Consider the following 1064-nt stretch of genomic DNA (forward strand, 5'->3'; position numbering starts at 1 on the left):
ACGCCAGCGCCAGCCGCACATCGTCCGCGGCTACTTCGGCGGCCCACACGTCCGCTACGTCCTGGACGAGAACCCCATGAGTTTCTGATCAATATTCGCCACCACACCCGCTATTGGACTGGACGTAGCCCGCAACACCCTTCTCATCCTGGCTCTGGCCTTGGTGGTACGCCGGATCGCGAACGAAGCCACGGCGGTGGCTGCCGGACTGTTGTACATCATCGCCAATGTCATGCTCGGACAACCGCCCGACTCACTCGGACATCGCATCGGCTCTTGGTGGGCGCTTCCTCTCTACCCAGCCCGCAGCATTGCCGCCCTTGTCTTTGTTGCACTCCTGTTTGTCGGTGCGCTCGCCTGGGGCCTCGCGCCCCGCTCGCGCACGCGTTGAAACGCACGCCAGGCGGGGCGGAGAGAATAGAACGTATGCTCGAAGTATCATCGCTGCATGGTTCTCCGGCCGGTACAAGGGCTCCCCGGCCGTCTGACCTGCCAGTTTCGGTCAGTCGCCGGGAGCGTGCCCGTCCTCCTGGCCGTGGGCGAGGATCGGCAGCAGCGTCTCGGCGGCGTCGCATCCGGTGCACGCGAGCGTGCCGGGCCGGCCGAGGGCGTCGAGCGCGGCCGTCGTCTTGACCGGCACCGCCCGATCCGTCGCCAGGGCGCATCCTTCGGCGTGCAAGGTGGCGGCCCGGGCGCTGGTGCGGCCGTCCAGCACCCACACCCGGGGCGTCGCCGGGGCGGCCGCCGTGCCGGTGGGGTTGCGGTGGGTCGGGACCTGGTCCAGCGCGACGCCGGGGATGGGGCGCAGCTGGGCGGAGGTCACCCACGTGCTGTACTCCGCAGGCTCGACGCCGCCGCCCTACTGGTGGAGAGGCAGTATTCCGACCCTGCGCAATTCCGGGCAGGTACTGAACTTGATTGGGTGATGTCGGAGCCGTTCGCCTGACGGCGGCCGGTCCGCTCCGGTATCCCTGGACCGTGAGATACGCGCAGGGTGGCGGGTTGACCGACGCCGGGAGGGCCGCGAGGGAGCGGGTCCGGCTGCAGGCCGTGGAATGCTTCGA

Annotated in this window: 1 protein-coding gene; it reads right to left on the reverse strand. The window is 68.9% G+C overall.

Features of this window, described 5'->3' with window-relative positions:
* Positions 1-502 precede the first annotated feature (502 nt).
* Positions 503-823, reverse strand: coding sequence for a DUF6233 domain-containing protein (locus ACFY15_RS36935; protein WP_390827092.1), 321 nt, complete (start codon positions 821-823; stop codon positions 503-505).
* Positions 824-1064 lie beyond the last annotated feature (241 nt).

The organism is Streptomyces sp. NPDC001373, from assembly GCF_042895815.1.
GTDB lineage: Bacteria > Actinomycetota > Actinomycetes > Streptomycetales > Streptomycetaceae > Streptomyces.